At 66.1% G+C, this 17,399-nt stretch carries 18 protein-coding genes and 1 tRNA gene; 11 read left to right on the top strand and 8 right to left on the bottom strand.

All coding sequences use genetic code 11. The annotated features are described in order from the left end of the window. The first annotated feature begins 190 nt into the window (after positions 1 to 190). Genes EXE51_RS11875 through EXE51_RS11860 form a run of 4 tightly spaced genes read left to right on the top strand, consistent with a single transcriptional unit; the run spans position 191 to position 2,641 of the window. Positions 191 to 778 (top strand): hypothetical protein, encoded by a 588-nt coding sequence (locus EXE51_RS11875; protein ID WP_049929390.1) that lies wholly within the window; start codon positions 191 to 193, stop codon positions 776 to 778. Continuing rightward, positions 775 to 1,596 carry an RNA methyltransferase gene (locus tag EXE51_RS11870; RefSeq protein ID WP_137692720.1) on the top strand — a complete coding sequence of 274 codons (822 nt, stop codon included), beginning with the start codon at positions 775 to 777 and terminating at the stop codon, positions 1,594 to 1,596. The genes EXE51_RS11875 and EXE51_RS11870 overlap by 4 nt, the downstream gene beginning before the upstream one ends. A gap of 2 nt (positions 1,597 to 1,598) precedes the next feature. After that, a complete protein-coding gene (locus tag EXE51_RS11865; protein ID WP_049929387.1) occupies positions 1,599 to 2,288 on the top strand; it encodes an AzlC family ABC transporter permease in 690 nt (229 codons plus the stop codon). Beyond that, complete coding sequence (locus EXE51_RS11860; protein WP_137692719.1) at positions 2,285 to 2,641, top strand: AzlD domain-containing protein; 357 nt, start codon at positions 2,285 to 2,287, stop codon at positions 2,639 to 2,641. The genes EXE51_RS11865 and EXE51_RS11860 overlap by 4 nt, the downstream gene beginning before the upstream one ends. Positions 2,642 to 2,673: 32 nt before the next feature. On the opposite strand, the gene EXE51_RS11855 is transcribed toward EXE51_RS11860, so the two are convergent. Together EXE51_RS11855 and EXE51_RS11850 are read right to left on the bottom strand one after the other, a co-directional pair. Next, positions 2,674 to 3,006 carry a hypothetical protein gene (locus EXE51_RS11855; protein WP_086215587.1) on the bottom strand — a complete coding sequence of 111 codons (333 nt, stop codon included), beginning with the start codon at positions 3,004 to 3,006 and terminating at the stop codon, positions 2,674 to 2,676. 99 nt (positions 3,007 to 3,105) lie between these two features. Beyond that, positions 3,106 to 5,037: an aldehyde ferredoxin oxidoreductase family protein gene (locus EXE51_RS11850; RefSeq protein ID WP_049929384.1), complete on the bottom strand. Its 1,932-nt coding sequence runs from the start codon at positions 5,035 to 5,037 to the stop codon at positions 3,106 to 3,108. Between the two features lie 278 nt (positions 5,038 to 5,315). Between EXE51_RS11850 and EXE51_RS11845 the strand changes: the two genes are divergently transcribed. Then, positions 5,316 to 5,798, top strand: a complete 483-nt coding sequence (locus EXE51_RS11845) for a hypothetical protein (protein ID WP_394338143.1) — start codon at positions 5,316 to 5,318, stop codon at positions 5,796 to 5,798. A gap of 12 nt (positions 5,799 to 5,810) precedes the next feature. Here the strand turns inward: EXE51_RS11845 and EXE51_RS11840 are convergent, their stop codons facing one another. After that, positions 5,811 to 7,703 (bottom strand): bifunctional UDP-sugar hydrolase/5'-nucleotidase, encoded by a 1,893-nt coding sequence (locus EXE51_RS11840; RefSeq protein ID WP_094580233.1) that lies wholly within the window; start codon positions 7,701 to 7,703, stop codon positions 5,811 to 5,813. A 275-nt stretch (positions 7,704 to 7,978) separates the two neighbouring features. On the opposite strand from EXE51_RS11840, the gene EXE51_RS11835 reads away from it, so the two are divergent. After that, positions 7,979 to 9,073, top strand: a complete 1,095-nt coding sequence (locus EXE51_RS11835) for an archaeosine biosynthesis radical SAM protein RaSEA (protein WP_086215586.1) — start codon at positions 7,979 to 7,981, stop codon at positions 9,071 to 9,073. A 264-nt stretch (positions 9,074 to 9,337) separates the two neighbouring features. Beyond that, on the top strand, positions 9,338 to 9,541 hold the full coding sequence (locus tag EXE51_RS11830) for a hypothetical protein (RefSeq protein ID WP_086215585.1): 204 nt from the start codon (positions 9,338 to 9,340) through the stop codon (positions 9,539 to 9,541). A 27-nt stretch (positions 9,542 to 9,568) separates the two neighbouring features. Here EXE51_RS11830 and EXE51_RS11825 read toward each other — a convergent pair whose 3' ends face one another. Further along, entirely contained in the window at positions 9,569 to 10,318 is a 750-nt protein-coding gene (locus EXE51_RS11825) for a 5-formyltetrahydrofolate cyclo-ligase (protein ID WP_086220285.1), read from the bottom strand. Between the two features lie 86 nt (positions 10,319 to 10,404). Between EXE51_RS11825 and EXE51_RS11820 the strand changes: the two genes are divergently transcribed. After that, positions 10,405 to 11,100, top strand: coding sequence for a DUF4013 domain-containing protein (locus tag EXE51_RS11820; RefSeq protein ID WP_137692718.1), 696 nt, complete (start codon positions 10,405 to 10,407; stop codon positions 11,098 to 11,100). Positions 11,101 to 11,153: 53 nt separating this feature from the next. Then, a complete protein-coding gene (engB, locus tag EXE51_RS11815) occupies positions 11,154 to 11,774 on the top strand; it encodes a GTP-binding protein EngB (protein ID WP_137692717.1) in 621 nt (206 codons plus the stop codon). Positions 11,775 to 12,266: 492 nt separating this feature from the next. Here engB and EXE51_RS11810 read toward each other — a convergent pair whose 3' ends face one another. After that, positions 12,267 to 13,313, bottom strand: coding sequence for a hypothetical protein (locus EXE51_RS11810; protein WP_137692716.1), 1,047 nt, complete (start codon positions 13,311 to 13,313; stop codon positions 12,267 to 12,269). 59 nt (positions 13,314 to 13,372) lie between these two features. After that, a complete protein-coding gene (locus EXE51_RS11805; protein ID WP_137692715.1) occupies positions 13,373 to 14,080 on the bottom strand; it encodes a DUF1405 domain-containing protein in 708 nt (235 codons plus the stop codon). A 112-nt stretch (positions 14,081 to 14,192) separates the two neighbouring features. Between EXE51_RS11805 and EXE51_RS11800 the strand changes: the two genes are divergently transcribed. Both EXE51_RS11800 and EXE51_RS11795 read left to right on the top strand, forming a co-directional pair. Beyond that, positions 14,193 to 14,816: an FxsA family protein gene (locus tag EXE51_RS11800; RefSeq protein WP_137692714.1), complete on the top strand. Its 624-nt coding sequence runs from the start codon at positions 14,193 to 14,195 to the stop codon at positions 14,814 to 14,816. A 104-nt stretch (positions 14,817 to 14,920) separates the two neighbouring features. Continuing rightward, positions 14,921 to 14,994, top strand: a tRNA-Ile gene (locus EXE51_RS11795). 257 nt (positions 14,995 to 15,251) lie between these two features. Here EXE51_RS11795 and EXE51_RS18250 read toward each other — a convergent pair. Together EXE51_RS18250 and EXE51_RS11785 are read right to left on the bottom strand one after the other, a co-directional pair. Continuing rightward, complete coding sequence (locus EXE51_RS18250) at positions 15,252 to 16,052, bottom strand: HNH endonuclease signature motif containing protein (protein ID WP_137692713.1); 801 nt, start codon at positions 16,050 to 16,052, stop codon at positions 15,252 to 15,254. A 112-nt stretch (positions 16,053 to 16,164) separates the two neighbouring features. Then, complete coding sequence (locus EXE51_RS11785) at positions 16,165 to 17,139, bottom strand: tyrosine-type recombinase/integrase (protein WP_241990628.1); 975 nt, start codon at positions 17,137 to 17,139, stop codon at positions 16,165 to 16,167. Positions 17,140 to 17,399 lie beyond the last annotated feature (260 nt).

Here is a 17,399-nt window from a genome sequence, read left to right as displayed (position 1 = left end):
GCGTCGCGCCGTCACGGGTCCGGGGAGGGACATGTCACTCGGTGCGCCCACGACCCGTATGAACTCTCCGTCCACTCACCGTCGCAGTCTGGCTCTCGCTCGCGGCCGCCGCTTCGACCTCGCCGCGGCGTAGCGACCCCTCGTGCCGGGAAGGACGCGCTTTTATCGCCGCCGGAGCGTAGCGTGAGACATGGCGAAAGTGAGCATCGGCCTCCGCGGGTGGCGCTTCGAGGAGGACGAGATATTCACCGACGACGAGGAGCTGAAGCCCCTCGACGAGATCCCCGAAGATCCGCGAGAGCGACTCGTGCGGCTCGTCACCCTCGTCGAAGAGCCCTGCGACGTCTGTTACCTCGAGCACGGCGACGAGGAGATCAACCGCTGTAGGCAGGCGGAGATCGTGTACGGCGAACCGGAGGGCGAGGTGCTGCTCTGCGCCGAGCACGAACCCGACCTGCTCTACTGGTTCCGCGAGGCGGGCGGCAGCGAGTACAAGGGGTCCGTCGAGTTCGCCGACCGGTTCCACGAGTGGGTCGCCGCCGGCAATGAGGCGCCGGAGGGGTACGGCTCGGTCGAGCACGTCGACGAGGACCCTGACGGTCTCCCGGACCTGCCCGATCAGCAGGAGGTCCAGGAGCGGCTCGAAGAGGACTTCCAGGGCGAGCGGATCGACATCGTCGAACTCGCCGGCAAGGAGCGCTCGGACGAGGAGCTGACGGAAGAGGAGCTCGCCGAGTCCGACCTCGACCTCTCGACCGACTACCCGTCGGACCGATGAGCGACGAGGAGTCGGACGTCGACGCGGTCGAAACGCCCGCGAGCGGTCGACGGAAGCCCGTGGTCGTCGTCGTCGAGCCCGAGACGCCGGGCAACGTCGGCACCATCGCGAGGGCGATGAAGAACTTCGGGCTCGCGGACCTCAAGCTTGTGAACCCGCCGGAGATCGCGGAGGACGGCGAGGCGTACGGCTTCGCCGGACACGCCCGCGAGGACGTGCTTCCGAACGCCTCCGAGGTCACATTCGACGAGGTCGTCGCGAACTACCACACGGTCGGCACGACCGCGATCACCGGCGAGGACGACCGTAGCCACGAGCGGTTCCCGTTCAAGACCCCGGTCGAGCTGCGCGAGTCGCTGAAGACGGTCGACGCGCCCACCGCGATCGTCTTCGGCCGCGAGGGACGGGGGCTCAACAACGAGGAGCTCTCGCGGCTCGACGAGGTGTGCTCGATCCCGGCCGACGACGACTACCCCGTCTTGAACCTCGGGCAGGCCGCGACGGTCCTCTTGTACGAGCTTCGCGATCTCACGGTCGAGGAGACGCAGCTGCCCGATACGGAGGTGACCCGTGCTCCGGAGGCCGACCTCGAGCGCTTCCACGAGTTCTTCGACGAGTTCCTCGCGGCGACGGGGCAGCGCGACCACGTCCGCGAGAAGAACGCGCTGCTGATGCGCCGGCTGCTCGGGCGCGCGCACCCGACCGAGCGCGAGATCCACTCGCTGCTCGGCGCCTTCCGGAAGGCGAACGCGAAGCTGGACCACGCCGACCACCTCGCGGCGAAGTACGACGAGCCGCCGTACCCGCGGGAGGAGTAGCCGTGGGCGGGGGCGTCTTCGACGAGGACCTATTAGCCGGCGTGCGCGACGTCTCGCCGCTCATGCTCGGCGTCGCGCCGTTCGCCCTCGTCGCAGGGATCGCGGCGGTCGACGCCGGGCTCGGTCTCGCCGAGGCGGTCGGGATGTCCGTGATCGTGTTCGCCGGCGCCTCCCAGCTCGCGGCGCTCGAACTGCTCGGCGAAAACGCGCCCCTCGCCGTCGTCGTCGGGACGGCGGCCGTGATCAACCTCCGGATGCTGATGTACTCCGCCTCCATCGCGCCGCACTTCGCCGACTACGGTCGCCGGCTCCGCGCGGGGCTCGCCTACCTCCTCACCGACCAGGCGTACGCCCTCTCGGTCGCTGAGTTCGATGAGAACCCGGACCGGAGCCGGTGGCGCTACTACCTCGGCGCGGCCGCGTCGCTGTGGATCGTCTGGCAGATCGGGACGGTCGTCGGCGTCGTCCTCGGCGCGGGCGTCCCCGACGCGTGGGGGCTCACCTTCGCGGTGCCGCTCGTCTTCCTCGCGCTCCTCGTCCCCGCGATGAAGGACCGACCGACCACCGTCGCGGGCGTCGCGGGCGGCGCGGTCGCGGTCGTCGCGGCCGGGCTCCCGCTCAACCTCGGCCTGCTCGTCGGCGCGCTGTGCGGGGTCGCGGCCGGCCTCGTGACGGAGGTGAGGGTGTCGTGAGCAGTGGTCTCGGCACCCTCGCCGCCTCCCCGCGCGCTTGGGTCGCAATCGCGGTCATCGGCGTCATCACCTACGGGATCCGGCTCTCCTTCATCCACCTGTTCGGGCGGATCGACGGCGTCCCGACGCGCCTCCAGCGGCCGCTCCGGTACGTCCCGCCGGCCGTCCTCGCGGCGCTCGTCCTCCCCGATTTGGTGACGCTCGGGCCGTCCGTCACCGCGACCTTCCTCGACGAGCGGCTGATCGCGGGCGCCGTCGCCGGCGCGGTCGCGTGGCGGACCGAAAACGTGTTCGCGACCATCGCGACCGGGATGGGAACGCTGTGGGTCTTCCGGTTCGTCGTGTTCGCGTGAGCGGGCAGTAATAGAGACGAGCGAGGCCGCCGTCAGCGATCGCGCTCGGTCGCGCGCTCCGACCGGCGCTCGCTCCCGTCCGGGCTCTCACGGTCGACGGGGCGGCCGGACCGGGCGTCGCGGTCGACCTCGCGCTCGCGGGCGGCGGCGATCCGCTGGGCGGCGTCGGCGAGCGAGTCGAGCGCGGCGAACAGCCGGTACGAGAGGTACGGTCCCACGGTGAGGACGAGGACGGTCCAGACGCCGAGCAGTATCTGTCCGAGGATCAGCAGCGAGTAGACGAACACGAACAGGCTCACGGCGGCGAGCGTGATGCCGACGCGCGTGCGGAGGGCCTCGGAGGGCGAGAGCGGGTCGTGGGCCATACGCGGAGCTTCCGGCGGAGCTCACTTAAAAATAAACACGAAGCGGCGAGAGGCGTCGACGCGCGAGCGCTCTCGCCCTCGCTCGGGACGCGTTCCCGCTCAGTCGTCGGCGGGGGCCGCGGAGTCGCCGGCGGAGACGCCGGTGCCGGGGCCGACGTCGATGCCGAGGTCGGCGAGCTTCTCGTCCGGGACGACGCCGTCGACCCAGCCGCGGCTCTCGTAGTACTCGGCCTTCAGCTGGTCGAGTTCGACGAGTTCGCCCTCGCTGGCGCCCGTGCCGGGGATGGCGTCCGGGTGGCCCTCGATGAACCGGTTCGGCAGCGTGTCGTCCGCGCCTTCGAAGCCGGCGAGGTTGTTGTAGTAGCGCTCGAGGTTGTAGATGCGCTCGCCGGCCTCAAACAGCTCGTCCTCCGAGAGGTCTTGGCCGGTCACACCGTTGTACTGGAGCACGTACTCCTCGATCCCCTCAGCGAACGCGCTGAACTTACAGATATCGAACGAGTCCGACACCGCGTGGAGGTCCTGGAAGGTGGCGGTGAGCTCGCCTTTCCCCTCCCACTCGTACGGATCGACCTTCTCCGGGATCCCGAGGATCTCGGCGGCCGGCGTGTAGCCGCGCAGGTGGCACGCGCCGCGGTTCGAGGTGGCGTACGCGATCGCCATCCCCTTCATACAGCGCGGGTCGTAGGCGGCCATCGTCTGGCCCTTCACGGAGAGCTTGTTGCCGTGCGCGTCCTTCGCGTCGGCGACGCGCTCGGGACCCTCCGCGAGGAGGTCGCCGAGGTCGGACGAGCGGTGACCGATCTCCTCGATGAGGTCGATCATCGTCTCCGAGTCGCCCCAGTCGAGGTGGCCGACGCCGTCGAGTTTGCCCTCCTCGCTCATCTCCATCGCCATCGCCATCATGTTGCCGGCCTCGATGGTGTCGAGACCGAGGTCGTTACACTGCTCCAACATGCGGGCGATCTCGTCGCGGTCGGAGTGGCCCGAGTTCGGGCCGAGCGCCCACGCGGACTCGTACTCGTACGACTCCGTGCGGACATTCATCTCCTGGCCCTTGTGGGTGACGTTGACGTCGACTTCCTTCTTACACGCCACGGGACAGGAGTGGCACGTCGGTTCGTCGACGAGGATGTTCTCGCGGACGTTCTCGCCGGAGACCTGCTCCGCCTCGATGTCCGCGCCCTCCGCGTCGTGGTACGCCTCGGTCGAGGTGTACTTCGCGTTCTTCGTCGGGAGGCCGTCCATCTCCTCGGTCGCGTTCATCAGGACGTTCGTCCCGTACATCGAGAGGCCGCCCTCGTTGGGCGCGGTCACGTCGGACTCGCGGATGACCTCCATCGCCTGCTGGTACCCCTCTTGGAACGTCTCGGGGTCGGCGGGCTTCGGCATGTTGGTGCCCGACTTCACGACGACCGCCTTCACGTTCTTCGCGCCCATCACGGCGCCGGTGCCGCCGCGGCCCGAGGCGCGGTCGTCCTCGTTGATGACGCAGCCGTAGCGGACCTGGTTCTCGCCGCCCTGCCCGATCGCCATCACGGAGACGTCGCGGCCGACCTTCCCGTCGACCTCCTCGCCGATCTGGTCGATCGTGTCGTGGACGCCCTGTCCCCAGAGGTGGGAGGCGTCGCGCACCTCCACGTCGCCGTCCTCAACGAACAGGTAGACCGGCTCGTCGCTCTCTCCGTCGAGGAGGACGCCGTCGAGTCCGGCCCACTTGAGCCGGGCGCCGGACCAGCCGCCGTGGTGCGAGTCGGTGACGGTCCCCGTCAGCGGGGACTTCGTCACCAAGGCGATCCGGCCGCTCATCACGGTCTGGGTACCCGTGAGCGGTCCGGTCATGAACGCCAGTCGGTTCTCCGGTCCCAGCGGGTCCACGTCGGGCCCCTTGTCGAAGACGTATTTGACGCCGAGTCCGCGCGCGCCGATGTACTTCTCCGCGTCCTCGTCGTCGATCCCGTGGTAGTTGACCTCCCCGCCGCTGAGGTCGACCTGTGCCACACGGTCGCGGTAGCCGCCCATTTCAGTCATGTAATGCTCTATCATTATAGAAGGACCACAGCGTGTTAGTTGTTGACCTCCGTACGAAACCATAAAGCGTTACAAAAGTGAACGCCTCGGAGGTGCGACGTTTATCAGTAGCCCGAGCGTTCACCGCGCGAATATCCGGAGACTGCGGCGCGGTGTGAGAGATTCACATCGTCCGGTAGCGGCGTAGTGTAAACGACCGGTTTCGGTCGGTCTTACGGGTCGGGCGCCGAATATCGCGAAGACGCAGTCCATAATTGCCGGCGACTCGAAGCACGACTGTGACCGACCGAGGCGGACGGGGAGAGGCGACCGCTCGGCGTCCGGGGGAGATCAGGCGCCGCTTAGGGTCGATCAGGCGTGAGCGAGCGAGGGCGTTCGGGTTCGCGCTCGCCGTGTTCGTCGCGTCGGTGGTCCCGGTGCCCGGATCGTCCGGCGGGGGCGAGAGCGCGCTCGGCGGCGTCCTCGACGCTCTCCCCGCCGAAATCGGACTCACCGATCCGTTTCACGTAGTCGGGTACGCGGTCCTCGCCGGCCTCCTCGTTCCGACGACGGGGGGACGGCGGGTCGGCCCCTTCCTCGCGGCCGCCGCCGCGGTCGCGTTCGGGTTCGGCATCGAACTCGTCCAGGCGCCGATCCCGTGGCGCTCCTTCGCGTGGGGGGACGCCGCGGTCAACGCGGTCGGCGCGGTCATCGGAGCGGCGATCGCGGTCGCCTGGGGGCGCGGACCGGAGACGGCGGGCGACCGCGACGACGAGCGCTAAACCCGCCTGCGTTCAGCGTCCCGGCGGACCGGCGCTGCCGAGGCCCCGACCGCGGCGGCGCACGGTCGCCGACACGTCCGCGTTCAGCCGAGAGCGTTCGAAGTAGATGTGGTCGTACTCGCTAGACTCGTACTCGGCGTAGATGTCGAGCGCGACCTCGTCGCCGTCGTCCGCGTCCTCTATCGTGTCCGCCAAGTTGCTGTCGTCGACCCGGACGACGAGAGTCTCGTCCTCCTCGTCGAAGACGACCTTCTCCGCGTCGACGTGGTCACCTTCCGGCGTCCACACGGCGACGGTGTCCTCGGCGACCGACTGGACGTCGTCGGGCGCGTCGAACTGAGAGACCACCTTGCCGTTCCCGTCGACGGTGACGGCGGCGTCGGGCAGGTCGCGGTCGACGCGCTGCATCCGCCCCTCGACGGTCGGAGCGATGGTATCTTTCTCCTCTAAGTAGTTCACGACCGTCGTCGCCTGGAGTTCGCCGGTGTCCTCGACGGGCTTGTCGTCGAGCGGGTAGCCGCTCCCGCCGTTTGCGATGAAGCTGTTGACGGCCACTTCGTACGTCTCCTCGGGGTCGAGCGGCTCGCCGTCGACGTACACGTCGCGGATCGGTTCGTCGGCGTCGTCGTGGGGGACCCACTCGAAGCGCAGGCCGCTGGTCTGCTGAGAGATCTCCTCGCCGAAGTTCTGCCCGGTGTCGCTCTCCAGCGTGACGACCTGGCTCTCCAAAGTCTCGACGAGCTCCTCGCCAGTGAGCTCAAGCGAGACGACGGTGTTCGGGAACGGAAGCGTGTTGAAGATGTCTCCGCCGGTGATCTCGCCGGGCCCGTACACCGAGTCGGAGCGGATGCCGCCGGCGTTCGTGATCGCGACATCGGCGTCGACGCGCTCGCGCATCGCGTCGGTGACCACGTTTCCGTAGTTCGTCTCGCGGTGGTAGTTCGAGCCGAACGTGGCGTCGAGCGGCGTCTCCGTCTCCACGATCACCGAGTCCAGGCTCACCTCTCCGCGGTACTCGTTGATGATGTCGGACGCGGTCGGGTCCTTCTCGATGTCGTCGGTGACCTCGATCAGCTCCCCGTCGAACGCGGTGACCTCGCCGCCGTCGATCGTCAGTTCGATCTCGCTGAGGTAACGGGCGCGGGCCCGAGCCTCGGAGACGATCGATCCGTCGACCTCCTCGGGCGGATAGAACTGCTCGTCGTCGCCGACGACGATCGCGTCGATGTCGTCGTCCGCGTCGGCCTCGGCGAGCGCCTCCGCGTCGCCGATGCCCGTGTGCGCGAGGGCGACGACGGCGTCGACGCCCTCGTCCTCCTTGAGCCGCTTCGCTTCGGCGGGGCCGGTTTCGGTGTACTCTTCGAGGGTCAATCCTTCTTCGTTGAATTTGATGTTCGTCTTTCCGAACGTCGCGCCCTCGTCGACGAGTCCGATCAGACCGACCTTGACACCGCCTCGCTCGACGATTCGGACGGACTCCGTTCCGTCGAACGCTTCGCCGGTCTCGCTGTCGACGAGGTTCGTCGCGAGCCACGGGAACTCGGAGTCGGCCGTCACGTCCGAGATAGGGTCGAGCCCGTAGTCGAACTCGTGGTTCCCGATCACGTCGGCGTCCGGCTCGACCTCGTTGAGCACGTCCACCGGCGCGCGCCACTGCGAGACGGGGCTCAGCGCGTGCGGCCCCACCTCGTCGCCGCCGCCGACCACGACGACGGGCCCGTCGGCCGCCGCCCGGCGCTGTTCGATGAGCGTCACCAGCCGCGGGAACTTCTTGTCCTCCGCCGCAGCCGTCTGAATGTCGTTGTACGACAGGACTGTGAGCGTCGTCGCGCCGTCGCCGTCGGCGGCCGTCGCCGATCCCGAGACGAGCGACCCGCCGAGTACGATTCCACCCGCTCGCAACACGTCACGCCGTCCGTAGTCACGGTCCCGTGACATCGAATTATTTCACTTAGTGATGTGTATAAAATCTTTCTATGAAATAGTATATATTTATCAATTCGCGATGTTTGAGAATCTTTCACAAACAACCCTTCTGAGACGGGTCGGCGAGGGACTCGACCGCGGTGGGCGCGCGGAAGAGTGTCCCCGCGGGCCAGACGCGATCACACCCGCAGCGACGCGCCGGCCGTTCCCGCGATGACGACACCGCTTTACGCGCTCGCCCGCTTCCACCGACAATGAGCCAGCCGAGCCCCGACGCGTACGAGCAGGGGCGCGGGATGGACGCGCACAACGCCGTGATGCGCGACATCCGCGCCGAGCGCTCGGAGACGTACGACCCGACGGAGCCCACCCGCGTCTGGATCGACGAGGACAACACGCCCGACGGCGTCGTGAACTCCCTCACGATCATCCTGAACACCGGCGGCTGTCGGTGGGCGCGCGCCGGGGGCTGTACGATGTGCGGGTACGTCGCGGAGTCGGTCGAGGGCGGCAGCGTCGCGCACGAGGACCTCATGACCCAGATCGACGCGTGCCTCGATCACGAGGCCGAGGAGGCCGACGAGCCGGCCGAGCTGATCAAGATCTACACCTCGGGCTCCTTCCTCGACGAGCGCGAGGTCCCCGCGGAGACGCGGCGGGCGATCGCCGAGACGTTCGCGGACCGCGACCGGATCGTCGTCGAATCGCTGCCGGACTTCGTCGACCGCGAGAAGATCGCCGACTTCGCGGACCACGAGATCGCCACCGACGTGGCGGTCGGGCTGGAGACGGCGACCGACCGCGTCCGTCACGACTGCGTGAACAAGTACTTCGACTTCGCCGACTTCGAGGACGCCTGCGCCGAGGCGGCCGCGGCCGACGGCGAGTTCGCCGCCGACGTGGGGATCAAAGCGTACCTCCTGATGAAGCCGCCCTTCCTCGCGGAGCCCGAGGCCGCCGCCGACATGATCGATTCGATCCGGCGCTGCGCGGCCGTCGACGGCTGTCACACGGTCTCGATGAACCCGACGAACGTCCAGCGGTACACGATGGTCGACGAGCTGTTCTTCGAGGGGGGCTACCGGCCGCCGTGGCTCTGGTCGGTCGCGCACGTACTGGAGGAGACCGCCGACGTCGACGCCATCGTCGTCTCCGATCCCGTGGGGCACGGCTCCGACCGCGGCGCGCACAACTGCGGCGAGTGCGACGACCGCGTCCAGACCGCGATCAAGGACTTCGACAGGCGGCAGGACCCGAGCGTGTTCGAGCAGGTGTCCTGCGAGTGCGAGGCCACCTGGGAGTACGTGATGGACGAGGAGACGAGCTACAACATGCCGCTGGCGCGGTAAGCGCGGTCGGCGCGTCGACCCAGAGCGGGCAGGGGAGCGCCCTCGCGCGAGCACAGCCCCCGCCAAACTCCCGGACGCGACCCGCCGATCCCCCGCCGGTCTCCGCGGAACGATTGTGAACGATGCCGATCAATATTTCCCTCATTTAGTAAACGTACGGCCCAGAACATTCGGAAACGAGTCACAAATCGGCGTGGCAAAGTCGATCATACTGAACGATCAGGTCGAACAAGGCCCTTATACCTCGGACCCGTACAGTAGAACATGAACGCAGACGCCAGCGGTTCCCCGCCCTCCCGCGGGAAGTCGGTCCTCTTCTGTCCGGAGTGTCGCTTCGAAAGCCCCCTGTCGGACGGGTGGCTCGTCGTCAGCGACGGCGACGAGCGGACGCTCGTCTGTCCGAAGTGCGGCCACGTCGCCGACCACCGGTCGGCGCGATCAGCACCGACGCCGCAGCACGCCGACTGATTCCCGCGGCGAGGGTCGCAGCCGTCGTTATCCTTCTTCCGGCGCCCGTTCCGCGAGAACCGGTATCTCGGACAGCTTCTCCGCGTCGAGCGCGTCCCAGTCGACGCCGTCGGGTCGCGCGTACGGCGTCTCCGTCCGGAGCGCTCGCTCCGGTGTGACGACGAGGTCGAGCGGCACGTCGTGAGCGTCGGGCTCCTGGAGGTCGACATCGGCTCCGACCGCCGACTCGGGTCCGTCGAGGACGGAGAGCTCGTGAACCGTCGTCGCGACCGTCGTGTCGTCATCCACGACGTCGAGTTCGCGGAGCACCGCCCACTCCAGGTCGCTGTACCCCTCGCCCTTGCCGACCCGGGCGCCGCCCGTCGTGACGCCAACGGAGCCGACGACGATCAGGTCGACGCGCGCGACGCCATCGGGCGCTGTCGGCGTCCCGTACTCGGAGATGCCGGAGACGGTCGTCGCGTCGTCGATCTCGTCGGGCGGGATCTCGGCCGGATCGAGGCGGAGGAACGGGTTCGGGTCGCGGAGCCGCGGCTGCGCGACGTAGACGGTCTTCCCGGCGCGGAGCGCGGCCCGACGGACCGGCAGCTGCGGCGCGTCGGGGTTGGCCTTCAGCGTCGCGGCCGACTCCCACGCCTCGGTCTCCGCGAGCCGCGTCGCCGCGGCGTCCGCGCCGGCGAAGTTCGGGATCCGGTCGTGCGGCGGGAACGGGAACCGCGCCTGATCGCCCTCGTCGAACGCGTCCCACACCGCCTCGCGGACGGCCTCTTTGTCCATGGGAGTCGGTCGGCCCTCGCGGACAAGTAGTCGGCGACGCGGCGAACGGCGGGGAGTTATATACCCGATCGCCGTCATCACGGCGTATGATCGAAGACGGACTCTCCTATCCTGTGCGCGGCGACTGGGTCGGGCGGATGGTCGTCGGCGGCGTATTGGGGCTGCTCTCGGTGTTGGTGATCCCGACGTTCCTCGTGTTCGGATATCTCGTGCGGGTGCTGGAGCGCACCGTCGCGGGGGACGACGAGCCGCCGGAGTTCGACGACTGGGGCGACCTGCTGGCGAAGGGCGTCGTCGGGGCGCTGATCGCGCTCGCGTACTCGGTCGTCCCGGTCGTCCTCTACGTGGTCCTCGTCACCGTCGTCGCCGGGATCGGGTCGGGCGTCGGCGGCGATCTGGGTGCGCTCATCGGGGTGACCGGCGCGCTGCTCGCGCTGGCGTTTCTCCCGGTGCTGCTGTTCGTCTACTACGCGGTCCCGGCGGCCCTCACGGCGTACGCGGTCCGCGGCAGGGCGGGCGCGGCGTTCGACATCGACCTGCTCAAACCCACGCTTTTCAGCGCCGACTACCTCCTCGCAGTACTGGCACCGATTCTCGTCGCGATCGGGGTGTTCGTCGTCTCCGTCGTGCTCCTCGTGACCGTCGTCGGGTCGGTGCTCGTCCCGTTCGTCCAGTTCTACGGACAGGTCGCCGTGTTCCGGATGTTCGGCGCGGCGTTCGCGGACCGGACCGACGGGATCGACGCCGGGAGGGAGAGCGTCGGCGACGCCGCGACCGCCTGAGACCGCGCCGCCGCGACGCGCCTTTTAAACCGCTCTACCGACCACGTACGCGTATGTCCGAAGACCGGCCGGACCGCGACGCCGAGGTCGTCCTCGTGGGGCGCTCGAACGTCGGCAAGTCCACGCTGATGCGCGAACTGACGGGCCACGACTTCTCGACCGGCGGCAAACCGGGCGTCACCCGCCAGCCGAACCACTTCGACTGGGCCAGCGAGAGCTTCATGTTCACGGACCTACCCGGCTTCGGCTTCATGTCCGGCGTCGAGGAGGAGCACCGCGAGCAGATCAAGACCGACATCGTCCGCTACCTAGAGGACAACGCGGACTCCATTCTCGCCGGCGTCGTCGTGATGGACGGGAAGGCCGCGGTCGACATCATCGACCGTCACGCCGAGCGGGGGAATATTCCGCACGACGTGGAGATGTTCGGGTTCCTCGAAGACGTGGGAGTCGAGCCGATCATCGCCGTCAACAAGACCGACAAGATCGACGACCTCGACGAGCGGCTCGACGCGATCTGCGACCGGCTCGGCCTCTACCCGCCGTGGCAGCAGTGGTCCGACCGCGTGGCTCCGATCTGCGCGAAGCGCGGCGACATCGAGGCGCTGGAGGAGTGTCTCCGAACGCGCTTCCACGACCACAACCGCGACGACCTACTGAAATTCGTCTCTTAAGTATCGGTGTGAGACGGTGGGGTCGGTTGCGCAGAGATTTCAGCCGAATTGGTACAATCGGCCAGCTGTGGATCGGCGGAAAACACCTCCAGACCCCAGTCGCTCGGCTGTACCTGACTGACGAACGATCGACGGTGAACAGCTCCAAAGCCCCAGTCGCGAGGGCTCGGTGCGCTCGCTGTCGTTCGAGACGCCGGAGGCGTTTCGTGATAACGAGGGAGCTTCGCTCTCTCGAACCACGCTCCTCGTCGCTCGCTCCACTCGCTCCTGCGGTGCTCGCGTCGCGCGCCTTCGCCCTCGCAACTATCCATTTGAGTCCCACCCCGCAACCGCACCTCACGCCTCCCCAGCCTCGTCGGCCTCCCTCCGCTTCGCTCCGGTCGACCGACTCCCTCGCGCGTGCTGCTCGGCCGCGGAGCGGCCTCGCAGGCACGCGCCGCCGCGAATTTGTTTATAAACTACCGCGTCAGTGCCCGGCTCGAATCCCTCGCTTCAGAACTCGAAGCCGACCGCGTCATCGCTCGGGCGGAGCGGGCTCTTCGGGTACGGCGGCTCGGCGTCGGGGTCGTTGTACGCGCGCGGCGCCACGTCGTTCGGCCCGTCCGAGTAACAGAGCGCGGCGAGCGTCTGGATCGCGGTGCGGCCGCTGGCGAGTTCGAACTGGCCGCCCCCGTACATCCGGATCCCCTCGCGCTCGCAGTATGCGATCGTCTCGAACAGCGATTCGAGGGTGCCGAACCGCGAGGGTTTGATATTACACCACCCCGGCTCGACGGGGAGCGATTCGAGACTCTCGACGCCGTCGACCGGGTAGTCGAACGAGAGGCGGTCAGCCTGCGGCTCGACGAGCGCGCTGGTCGCGGGCGTGAACGCGGGGTCCTCCACGACCGCCGCCGGGAACGCCGCGAACACGTCGCGGTACAGCTCCGGGTCGGGCTCGACGTCGACCTCGGTCCCCTCGTACCACCCCTTGAGGTCGAGGACGCGCACGGCGTCGGTTTTCCGGAGAGTTTCGAACGCCGACTGCGGCCACTCCGCGGTGGGGTCGAGCTTGAACTCCAAGTCGGCGTTGCGCGCGAGCAGTTCCTCGACCCGGTCGGTCGACGGGGGATCACCGAGGCGAGTGGAGACGACAAACCGAACTGAATCGGGGTCGACGCCGAGCCGGTCGCCCAGCGTCTCCTCGCGTTGCCGGAGCGCCAGGTCGAGCGCCGCGCTCTCGACCGCCCAGCGCCGGTAGTTGCGTGCGGTCTCGTTCTCGGGCGGCGTTCCGTGGAAGAGGTCGATCTCGTCGAGTCGGTCGGAGAGCGCGTCGATCGTCCACTCGCCCTCGATGCCGATCGGGTCGGTCCCGGCGAGCGCGTCGTGGTCGGCGGTCTCGTAGGTCACGTCCTCGCCGCGCCCCACGACGCCGTCGCCGGAGAGCCGGTACTCCGTCGTCGTCCGCTCGAAGCCGCTCGTCGTGTCGGCGACGTACCGCCGGCGGGCGACGGACTCGATCGTCACCGACATGTCGGCGATCCGCTCGTAGTGGCTCATAGCACAGTCGAAGCGGGCCGATCACTTAAATCGGTGAGCGGGAGGTGGCGTCGGACTGGCTACGTCCCGAGGTCGCCCGCGCGGCGTCGGAGCGTCGCGATACGGGTTCCGAGCGTCCAAAACAGCGGGATCACGGTAAGTACGACCGCGCCGGCGGCCGCGACCTGAAGCACGGTCGTCGTGAACCACGGCTCGCCGTCGGCGTACGGCAGCGCGGTGTGTGTCACGTCGCCGATCACGGGGATAAAGTAGTCCATCAGCAGGTCGACGGTGTACCACGCGGTCGCGATCGCCACCGCGCGGAGCGGGAAGTCGGTGATGCGGTAGAGGACGAACGCCTGGACGACCATCGCGAGGTGGCTCACGAGCAGGAACGCGTACAGCCCGGGGCCGTTGACCGCGAGGAACTCCGGCCAGAAGACGACGAGGACGTACGGGGTCCACAGCCCGAGCTTGACGTTGCCGAAGAAGGCGAGCGCAGCGAGGGTGTCGCTCGACCGCCCGAGCGCCCACGCGCCGAGCGCGAGCGCGATGAGCAGCGTCGCGCCGGGGCTGTCAGGGATGAAGAGCCACATCTCCGTCGGGAGGGCGCGGAACTGGAACCGGTAGTACCAGAAGCCGAACGCGGTGCCGACGAGGTTGATGACGACGATGACCCACGCGAACCGGAAGGCGACATCCTCCAGCCGTTTCGGGAGCGGCGCGACCCACCGCGGCAGCGACTCGCGGTCCGGCGGGTCGCGTCCGAGCGCGCCGACGATGTCCATACCGCGGGCTCGGACCGGGCGGGCAAAGCGGTGGCGGTCGCGGTGGACGCGACCGGCGATGCGGGCGACCGCGACGAAAAGGGCTATGCGTGCCCGGCGGGAAGGCGGGGGTATGCGCCCGCGAACGCTGCTCGCGCTGCTGCTCGTCGTCCCCCTCGTGGACGCGCTGTTCCTGATCGTGGTCGCGACGCGGCTCGGGTGGGCCGTCACGGTCGCGCTCGTCGTGTTGACGGCCGTCCTCGGCATGCTCCTGCTGCGCGCCGAGGGACGCGCGACGCTCGCGCGCATCCAACGCAAACTGGCCCGGGGCTCGCCGCCGACCGACGAACTGCTCGACGGCGGGCTGCTCATCGCCGCGGGCGCGTTCCTGCTCACGCCGGGGCTCGTCACCGACGCCGTCGGGTTCCTGCTTGCCCTCCCGCTCTCGCGGGTTCCGATCCGAATGGCCCTGAAGAAGTACGTCGTCGTCCCGTACCTCGAACGCGAGACGGACGGCTTCTTCTCGGGGAACGTCTACGTCGGCGGCTTCCCGGGCGACGGTGAGGGCAGGTTCTCGATGGGCGGCGGCTTCCCCGGTGGTCCCGGGGGCGACCCCGACGGGTTCGACGGCGGCAGCGGCACGGACGCCGACGAGAGCGTCGCAGGGAACGCGGGCTCCGGTGGCGCGTCGACGGACGACGACGTTGTCGACGTGGACTTCACCGTCGAAGAGGAGGAGCGGAAGGGAAGCGACTGACGGCGCCGGGGTCGCGATCCCCCGTGAAACCGCCACACGGCGGGGCGGCCTTCGAAAGGAAACCCTTAAAATCCTACCCGCGCAACGACTGAATGCGCTCACCTGGGCCAATAGCTCAGTCAGGTTGAGCGCTCGGCTGATAACCGGGAGGTCCACGGTTCAAATCCGTGTTGGCCCACCTACAACGCGCACGATGCTTTGTCGTGGCGTGTTAGGGGCTGTCTCCTCCCCAGCCACCTAATTCCGTTCTAACTCTCGATAGTTAGAACCCTCTGTCGCAGTCGGGGTTCGACCGTAGCATCCACGCACCCTCCCTACGTCGTGGACTATCGGCTGGCCGCGCACCTTCCGGGTTCCAAAAGTCGGATCTTTTAGATAACGAATGATAACATTCTAAATCCTTAATTAAAACCCCGCCTATATACGTTGAGAATCTCAATTTAACTCATCAGAAGTGAAATCAACTAACACCCGATCAACGAATGTTTTCGTGAACTCTTCCACACGTCGGTGACACTCGGGACATAGCGTCATTAAGTTCCATTCTTCATTAGTACCCCCTGCTAATATTGGAACAATATGATGAACGTGGTGTGCTCGGTCATCCTCGGACGAAACAGCACCGCAGCACTCACATTCTGACTCCCGGACCTGAGGTGCTAGACGATCCCAATCCGTATCTCCCAGTAATGATCGAACCCGTGACGCTATATCAAAAAATCCACCTTTCCACCTCGGATTTCCTTCCCCTCGGCGTTCTTTCTGATATTTGATACTTTTACATTCGTACGAACAAAAGCGCGTCTGTGCCTCTTTCGCTGCGCGCACTTCGTACTCTTCGCCACACACCTCACAGGAAACAGTTCGGAATCCACCTTTCCAACGCGGATTTTCCTCTCCGGTAAAGGTCTCTTTTCGAGACTTACTCAAACACTCCCGTGAACAGAATCGCGTGGAGTCAGCCTTTGCTGCTCTCACTTCGTATTCCTCATTACACCAGTCACAGGACACTATTTTACGATGGTTCTCATCGAGAAAAGTACGCTGGCATTCGTCCGAACAGAATCGGGCCGTATTTTTTCTCCGGGGTTTCACTAGGAAATCGTCGCCACATTGTTCGCACTCGACGCGAGGTTTCAAAGAGACACCGTGTGCTGTCTTATGATGGATCTTTACCCCACGCTTAGAGGCAAAATCCTCGCGGTCACAGGTGGGACATCGCGTGTCCTCTCCCATTTACCCAAAAATAATGCTTATCTAACATAAATGCTCGCGTCCAATTTATGCCTTGTATTCAAACGATTACTAACATCTATCATCTACGGGATATTCTGATGGATCCGCTCTGTTATAACTCGTCAGTATAATCTCTTCTCTGCTCTGACTTCTTTCGCTCTGTACGACGATCATAGTGTTTCTCAAGCACGTCCAGACTCACATTCATCCGGTCGCTAACGACCTTCTCCGGTACGTCTTCCGACAAGTGGTAGGTGATGGACCCGCGTCGGATCGCGTGTGGACTGACGCTCGATGGGCAGGTACTCGCCTTATTATTCTCCATCGCTTCACACGACTCTATCTCACGGTCATGAGGACACTCACCTGTGTATTGACAAGGACGAGTGATCCGATAGATGCTATCTCGGAGTGAGGACTTTGCTGGTCGTCCATGACGAGATGTGAACAACGGCTGTCTACCGTCATCGTCGGCGGCCTTCTCGCGTTCGTACTTGATATAGGAATCTAGCGCATCACACACTTCGGTACTCAAAGCGACGTATCGTTCACCGGCTTCCTTGTTTTTCAGCCGGGTTCCCGATTTAGGACGATGATGAAGCTCGACATATTGCTCTTCGGGATTGTAGTCATCGATGTCGAGAGCGTGGGCAGCACCTATTCGCATCCCCGTATGCCACAGTAACTCTACGAGAGCGTGTGTCCGAGATGCGAATTTGAACTGCCGGAGGTACTCGATAAGCTTTTTTGCGGCGGCCTTCCCGAGTGTAACCGTTCTTCGGTCCTCGTTCTTGCTCAACGACGGCATCAAGATCTTGTCGTGAGTACCGGGTTCTACAGCATCGATGTCCTCACACCACCTGATGAAGACACGGAGCGTGGAGAGCTGCGTCACCAGCGAGACGTTGTTCAAGTCACCGTCTTCACGTCGCCATATTTTGTACCGTTGGAGGTCGCGACCCGTCAAGTTGTTCAGATTGTCGATCTCCGCGACGTTCTCGCACCACTCCACGAAATGACCAAGCCGGTAGCGGTGAGCTTGGAGCGTAGAGTCCGAAACTTCTGGTTGGCGTTGGTCGAGGTACATTTCTAAAGCACTATCCACTTCGATTTCAATCAGGTCTTGCTCACTCATGGTTGCTCAATCGCAGGTTGCGCGAAGCCCTGATTAGCGGCGGTGCGGGAGACGCCGAGGGCGGTGAAACCGCCTGAAGGCGTCGAGGTCCACAGGTGAAAATCCGTGTTGGCCCACCTACAACGTCCACGGTCTTCGGCCGTGGCGTGTTAGGGGCCGGGAACTCCCCAGCCACCTAATTCCGTCCTAACTCTCGATAGTTAGAGCCTTCT

The organism is Halorubrum sp. CGM5_25_10-8B (assembly GCF_005435095.1).
Classification (GTDB): Archaea; Halobacteriota; Halobacteria; order Halobacteriales; family Haloferacaceae; genus Halorubrum; species Halorubrum ezzemoulense.
The sequence above is the reverse complement of the archived record's forward strand: the minus strand, read 5'-3'. Positions and strand labels throughout refer to the sequence as shown.